The sequence below is a fragment of the Mesorhizobium sp. M7D.F.Ca.US.004.03.1.1 genome, assembly GCF_003998635.1.
Lineage (GTDB): Bacteria > Pseudomonadota > Alphaproteobacteria > Rhizobiales > Rhizobiaceae > Mesorhizobium > Mesorhizobium loti.
The window spans coordinates 1-6,723 of the sequence record NZ_RZQG01000272.1 but is presented as its reverse complement, the minus strand read 5'-3'; the positions used below and the strand labels follow the sequence as shown (position 1 = coordinate 6,723).

At 63.2% G+C, this 6,723-nt stretch carries 6 protein-coding genes and 1 pseudogene; 6 read left to right on the top strand and 1 reads right to left on the bottom strand.

Features of this window, described 5'->3' with window-relative positions:
• The 6 genes from EN935_RS16810 to EN935_RS16785 form a co-directional block, all read left to right on the top strand.
• On the top strand, positions 1–757 hold a 757-nt coding region (locus EN935_RS16810), incomplete at its 5' end, for an NADP-dependent phosphogluconate dehydrogenase (RefSeq protein WP_127373453.1).
• Between the two features lie 22 nt (positions 758–779).
• Positions 780–2,156 (top strand): glucose-6-phosphate dehydrogenase, encoded by a 1,377-nt coding sequence (zwf, locus tag EN935_RS16805; protein ID WP_109663995.1) that lies wholly within the window; start codon positions 780–782, stop codon positions 2,154–2,156.
• A gap of 11 nt (positions 2,157–2,167) precedes the next feature.
• The gene (locus EN935_RS16800; RefSeq protein ID WP_109663992.1) at positions 2,168–2,887 is read left to right on the top strand and encodes an ROK family protein; all 720 of its coding nucleotides are present in this window, start codon (positions 2,168–2,170) and stop codon (positions 2,885–2,887) included.
• 216 nt (positions 2,888–3,103) lie between these two features.
• Positions 3,104–3,565 (top strand): MucR family transcriptional regulator, encoded by a 462-nt coding sequence (locus tag EN935_RS16795; protein WP_056585880.1) that lies wholly within the window; start codon positions 3,104–3,106, stop codon positions 3,563–3,565.
• 196 nt (positions 3,566–3,761) lie between these two features.
• The gene (locus EN935_RS16790) at positions 3,762–4,862 is read left to right on the top strand and encodes a pyridoxal phosphate-dependent aminotransferase (protein ID WP_127262232.1); all 1,101 of its coding nucleotides are present in this window, start codon (positions 3,762–3,764) and stop codon (positions 4,860–4,862) included.
• Between the two features lie 160 nt (positions 4,863–5,022).
• The gene (locus tag EN935_RS16785; RefSeq protein WP_126066869.1) at positions 5,023–6,261 is read left to right on the top strand and encodes an MFS transporter; all 1,239 of its coding nucleotides are present in this window, start codon (positions 5,023–5,025) and stop codon (positions 6,259–6,261) included.
• A 2-nt stretch (positions 6,262–6,263) separates the two neighbouring features.
• Here EN935_RS16785 and EN935_RS16780 read toward each other — a convergent pair.
• Positions 6,264–6,723: pseudogene (locus tag EN935_RS16780) on the bottom strand (GMP synthase); the annotation flags it as partial.

The following is a 6,723-nucleotide window of genomic DNA, read 5'->3' as shown; positions in this document are numbered from 1 at the left end:
AGACATCGTCATCGACGGCGGCAATTCCTACTATCACGACGCCGTCGACCAGGCCGCGAAACTGGCTGGCAAGGGTATCCATCTTGTCGATGTCGGCACCAGCGGCGGTGTCTGGGGCCTGGAGCGTGGCTACTGCCTGATGATCGGCGGTCCCGATGTGGCGGTGCAACACCTCGATTCGATCTTCGCCACGCTGGCGCCGGGCGCCGACGCCGGCTCCAATCCGCCCAAGGATGCCGGGACCGCGCCCTTTGGCTATCTGCATTGCGGACCGAGCGGCGCAGGCCACTTCGTCAAGATGGTGCACAACGGCATCGAATATGGTGTCATGGCCGCCTATGCCGAAGGCATGAACATCCTGAAATCGGCCAATGCCGGCAAGCGGCAGCGGACGGCGGACGCCGAGACCAGCCCGCTGGAAAACCCGCAATACTACCAGTTCGATATCGACCTTCCCCAGGTGGCCGAGGTCTGGCGGCACGGCAGCGTCATCGGCTCCTGGCTGCTCGACCTGACGGCCGGCGCCTTGAAAGGCGACCCGGGCCTGGCGAATTACGGCGGCCGCGTCTCGGATTCCGGCGAAGGACGCTGGACACTGAAGGCGGCGATCGACACCGGCGTGCCGGCGCCGGTGCTGTCCTCTGCGCTGTTCGACCGCTTCTCCTCGCAAGGCGAATCCGAATTCGCCGACAAGCTGTTGTCCGCCATGCGCTATGCCTTTGGCGGTCATGTCGAAAAGCCGAAGGCAGGCAAGTGACGGCGATAGGGGAGACACGCTCATGAGCCAGGAACGGTCCGACACGCTGGTGCTCTTCGGAGCAACCGGCGACCTCGCCCACAAGAAGATATTTCCGGCACTTTACCAGATGGTCGCCAAGGGCACGCTCACCGAACCGGTGATCGGCGTCGCCTTCGACGCCTGGGACCTCAAGCAGTTGCAGGCCCGCGCCCGCGACGGCATCGTCAATGCGCTGGGCAAGATCGACGAAAAGGTGTTCGCCAAGTTCGCCTCGCTGCTGCGCTATGTCAGCGGCGACTACCGCGATGGAGCGACGTTCGAGAAACTGAAAAGCGCGCTCGGCACCGCGCAGCGGCCGCTGCACTACATGGCGGTGCCGCCGACCATGTTCGAGACCGTCGTCCAGGGGCTGGAACAATCGGGCACCGCGCATGGCGCACGGCTGATGGTGGAAAAGCCCTTCGGTCACGATCTGCAATCGGCGCGCTGGCTCAACCGGGTCCTTCACCTGGTGTTCGACGAACAGTCGATCTTCCGCATCGACCACTATCTCGGCAAGGAAGCGATCCAGAACCTGCTCTATTTCCGCTTCGCCAACTCTTTCCTCGAGCCGATCTGGAACCGCAACTTCGTCGAGAGCGTGCAGATCACCATGGCCGAGGATTTCGGCGTCGAGGGGCGAGGCCGCTTCTATGACGATGTCGGCTGCATCAGGGACGTCATCGAGAACCACCTGCTCAACATCCTGTTGCTGCTTGCCATGGAGCCGCCTGTCGGCCGTTCCGCCGACGATTTGATCGACGAGAAGGTGCAGGTGCTGCGCGCCATCCGGACGCTGACCAAAGACGATGTCGTGCGTGGCCAGTTCACCGGCTATCTCACTGAACCGGGCGTGGCGCCGAACTCGCCGGTCGAGACCTTCGCGGCGGTGCGTTTCTTCGTCGACACCTGGCGCTGGCAGGACGTGCCGTTCTTCATCCGCGCCGGCAAGAACATGCCGGTGCATGTCACCGAAGTGGTGGTGCGGTTGAAGCGGCCGCCGCTCGACGTCTTCGATCCGATCAAGCCCGCCGACCAGAACTACGTCCGCTTCCGCATCGACCCACAGGTGGTGATCGCTATCGGCGCCCAGCGCAAGGCGCCGGGCGACGACATGATCGGCGAGCAGGTCGAACTGACGGCGCTCGACGACAGCAAGGGCGACATGCCGCCCTATGAGCGGCTGATCGGCGACGCCATGAACGGCAACGGCCAGCTGTTCACCCGCCAGGATGCCAGCGAGCTGGCCTGGCGCATTGTCGGCCCGGTGCTTGGCGACACCACGCCGCCGCACCTCTACGAGCCGGGAACATGGGGGCCAGCGGACGTCATGGCCGGGTTCGGGCCGCCCAATGGTTGGATTGATCCAGTGAAATGAGAGGGGACACGATGGCCAAGGCGGTGAAGCAACCAACGTTGGGTATTGAGACATCGGGCGCTGAGAAGATCGTGCTCTCGATCGATATTGGCGGCTCGCACGTCAAGATCCTGACCAGTGCCGGCGGCGAAGAGCGCCGCGCCGACTCCGGACCGGGCCTGACGCCGCAGCAGATGATCGATGCGGTGAAGAAGCTTGCCGAGGGCCTGCCTTACGATGTCGTCTCGATGGGCTATCCCGGCCCGGTCAATCACAACAGGCCGCTGACCGACCCCGCCAATCTCGGCGCGGGTTGGGCTGGATTTGACTTCGCAGGTGCATTCGGCAAACCGGTGAAGGTGGTCAATGACGCGCTGATGCAGGCCATCGGCAGCTATGAGGGAGGACGCATGCTTTTCCTCGGGCTCGGCACTGGCCTTGGTGCAGCGATGATTGCCGACAACGTCGCCCAGCCGATGGAACTTGCGCACCTGCCCTACAAGAAAGGCAAGAGTTTCGAGGATTATGTCGGCGAGCGCGGCCTCGAAGAGCGCGGCAAGAAGAAATGGCGCAAATATGTCTTCGACGTCGTCGACCGGCTTCGCGCCGCCCTGCAGCCTGACTATGTCGTCATTGGCGGCGGCAATGTCGACAAGCTCGATGAATTGCCCGCCGACTCCAGGCGCGGCGACAACACACGTGCGTTCGAAGGCGGATTTCGTTTGTGGCGCGACAAGGCACTGATAGTTTGATACTGTTATTGTTTAATATAGTTGTTCAAAATAACGTGTGATATGACACCAAGTCATTGCATTACGCAGATTTGCCGACTAGGAATTCCGCGCCACAACAACGCCATTCGTCCCGTGGACGCACGACGGACGCCATAGCATTTTTGATTTCGCGCATGATCCTTTCCGGAAATCGAATCCGATTTTCAGGTCATTCGCTGTAGACGGAGAAATAGAGTGACCGACGATAGCAACAGTGCCCGTAAAGACATCGACCTGCTCGAGCTGACCGCTCACATCGTGTCCGCTTACGTCGAGAAGAACCGGTTGCCCGCCTCCGGCCTGGCCGACCTCATCGCCAGCGTCAGCACCTCGATAAGCGGGCTCGGCAAGCCGGTGGTTCCGGTGGCTGCGCCCCTGGTCCCGGCGGTCAATCCCAAGAAGTCGGTGACGCCCGATTTCATCATCTGCCTCGAGGACGGCAAGAAGTTCAAATCGCTGAAGCGTCACCTCGGTGTGCATTTCGGCCTGACGCCGGACGCCTATCGCGCCAAGTGGGGCTTGCCGTCGGACTATCCGATGGTCGCCCCCAACTACGCGGCCTCGCGCTCGCTGCTGGCGAAGTCGATCGGCCTCGGCCGCAAGGCCGCCCCCGTGAAGGCACCTGTCAAGGGCAGGAAGGCCAAGGTTTCAGCCTGAGGCATGTCGCCCAAAAGCATGCCCTTGGGCTTGACCCAAGGGTGCGCAGCGCTTTTGGGACAACGACCTGCCTGAAGCAAAGACCTAATTCGGCCCTGAGCCAATAGATTGATTGGAACCTGCCGGCGAATCCGCCTTGGCAGGCTTCATGTTTTTATGGCTTGGATGGGGCCGACAAGGTCTTTGGGGGGAAGCCATGAACTACACCAGGATGGTGATCGAGAAAGAGGCGCCGGAGGAATACGGCTACGACCGCATCCGCTACAATCTCTCCGAAAGTTCGATCGCCGACCAGAAACTCTCGGACATCGGCCTGTCACTGCCTGATCTCACGCTTTTCTATGGCGAGCATCGCGGCGACAAGGATTTGCGCGCGCTGATATCGGCGCAGGACGCCGGCACTTCGCCTGACGATGTCCTGGTCACCGCCGGTGCCGCCGGCGCGCTGTTCATCATCTCGACCTCGCTCTTGTCGGCGAACGACCATCTCGTCGTCATCAGGCCCAACTACGCCACCAACATCGAAACCCCAAGGGCGATCGGCTGCGCCATCAGCTTTGTCGACCTGGCCTTCGAAGAAGGCTTCGCCATCGATGTCGAACGTGTCAAGGCGGCGATACAGCCGAACACGAAACTGATCAGCGTCACCTGCCCGCACAACCCGACCGGCACGATGATGAGCCGAACCGAGCTCGATGCGCTGGTGGCGCTCGCGGAAAGCAGGAACTGCCGTCTGCTGGTCGACGAGACCTACCGCGACCTCTCCTACGGCCGCCGCCTGCCGTCGGCGGCATCGCTCAGCCCGAAGGCGATCAGCGTTTCATCGCTGTCCAAGGCTTTCGGCATTCCCGGCATCCGCATCGGCTGGCTGGTCACCAGGGATGCGGCACTTCAGGAGAAATTCCTCGCCGCCAAGGAGCAGATCGGCATCTGCGGCAGCGTCATCGACGAAGGCATTGCGCGCGGCATGCTTGAGCGCCGGGACGCCTTCCTGGCGACGCTGCTGCCCGAAATGGCCAAACGCCGCGACATCGTCCAGACCTGGATCGACCGCGAACCACTGGTCGACTGGGTTCGGCCTGAAGGTGGTGTCGTCGGGTTCCCCCGCCTGAACGTCGATCCCGGCTTCGACCTCGACCGGTTCTATGTGAACCTGCTGGAGAACCACGGCACCTATGTCGGACCCGGCCACTGGTTCGAAATGGAGAAGCGCTTCTTCCGCGTCGGCTTTGGCTGGCCGACGGAAGCCGAATTGAGCGGCGGCCTCGACGCCATTTCCGCCGCGCTGAGGCAGTAACTTCCCCGTGCGGGCGATGAAGCAGGCTGAAAATTCCTTGATCCAGCACTGATTTTAACGCATATCCGCGGCGAACTTTACTAGAAGTTCCCTTGGTCGGAACAGCACCCATCCGGGAAGTGCCCCGCCGGCCGATGCCATCGCAACGGGGCCTCACTCCATGACATCAGCACAAACCTCGCCGGACCAGCGCTATGCCGCGTTCCGCCACCGCTCCTTCCTGAGCTATTGGGCGGCGCGCTTCCTCACCACCTTCGCCACCATGATCGTGTCCGTCGCGGTCGGCTGGCAGATGTACGATTTGACCCGTGACCCGCTCGATCTCGGCCTGGTCGGCATCGTCCAGTTCCTGCCGTCGCTGCTGCTGGTGCTGGTCACCGGGGTCGTCGCCGACCGCTTCGGCCGCCGCCTGATCATGGCGCTGGCCGTGGTGGTGGAAGCGATCTGTGCGCTGGCGCTGCTGCTCCTGACGCTGCGCGGTATCAGTGGACCGCTGCCGATCTTCGCCGTACTCGCCATGTTCGGTGTCGCCCGCGCCTTCTTCGGCCCGGCCTCGGCCTCGCTGTTCGCCAATCTGGTGCCATCGGAGGATTTCGCCAACGCCATCGCCTGGAATTCATCGGCCTGGCAGACGGCGACCATCGTTGGCCCGGTCGCCGGCGGCCTGCTCTACGGCGTTTCGCCGGAAGTGGCCTACGGCACCGCCGCTGTCCTGATGCTTGTGTCCGGGCTGCTGATCTTCACCATCCCGAAGCCGTCGCAGCGCACGGAGACGGAAAAGCCGACCATGCAGCACCTGTTAGGCGGGTTCAGCTATATCTGGAGCGAGAAGATCGTGCTGGGCGCCATCTCGCTCGATCTGTTCGCCGTGCTCCTGTCCGGCGCCTCGGCGCTGCTGCCGGTCTACGCGCGCGACATCCTCCAGCTCGGTCCCTGGGGGCTCGGCCTGCTGCGCTCGGCGCCCAGCGTCGGCGCCATTTGCGTCGCGATCTGGCTGGCCGGGCATCCGCTCCGCAACCACGCCGGCATGATCATGCTGGCCTCCGCCGCGTCGTTCGGCGCCTTCACCGTGCTGTTCGGCCTGTCGACCATCACCTGGCTGTCGATCGTCGCCCTTGCCTTCCTTGGCGCCACCGACATGTTCAGCGTCTACATCAGGGAGACCCTGATCCAGCTGTGGACGCCCGACCACGTGCGTGGCCGTGTTAATGCCGTCAACCAGGTCTTCGTCGGCGCCTCCAACGAACTGGGCGAATTCCGCGCCGGTACCATGGCGGCGCTGATCGGCACCGTGCCGGCCGTGGTGGTCGGCGGCGTCGGCGCCATCGTCGTCGCCGGCCTGTGGATGGTGCTGTTCCCGCAACTGCGTAAGGTCCGCCACCTCAACGGGCGAAACTGACCTTATCGCGCTGCCGGCTTGCCGAAAATCACCCGCAGGAATTCGTCCAGCCAGCGCTTGAGATGCATGTCCCAGATCAGCCGGCCGCCGAGATGATCGCGGCCGGGCTGCGCGCCCGGCAACTCGAAGCGATGCGCGCCGCGCACCACCCAGCGCTGCATCATCACCCTGGTCAACTCGCCATGGAACTGGATGCCCCAGGCATTGTCGCCATAGCGGAAGGCCTGGTTGGGATAGGTCTCGGCCGTCGCCAGCAGCGTCGCGTCCCTGGGCAGCGAAAAGCCCTCGCGGTGGAACTGATAGACCATCTCAGGCCAGTGCATCAGTTGCTTGCCGGCTTCGGTCGCCTTCAGCTTGTACCAGCCGATCTCGACCAGCCCTTCGCCATGCCCCACGACCTTGCCGCCGAGATGATTGGCCAGCATCTGCGCGCCAAGGCAGATGCCGAGGAACGGTCGGTTC

Bases quoted from the DNA above. Each gene is read 5' to 3' on its own strand.
- zwf (WP_109663995.1), top strand. From the start codon at position 780: ATGAGCCAGGAACGGTCCGACACGCTGGTGCTCTTCGGAGCAACCGGC.
- EN935_RS16800 (WP_109663992.1), top strand. From the start codon at position 2,168: ATGGCCAAGGCGGTGAAGCAACCAACGTTGGGTATTGAGACATCGGGC.
- EN935_RS16785 (WP_126066869.1), top strand. From the start codon at position 5,023: ATGACATCAGCACAAACCTCGCCGGACCAGCGCTATGCCGCGTTCCGC.
- EN935_RS16790 (WP_127262232.1), top strand. From the start codon at position 3,762: ATGAACTACACCAGGATGGTGATCGAGAAAGAGGCGCCGGAGGAATAC.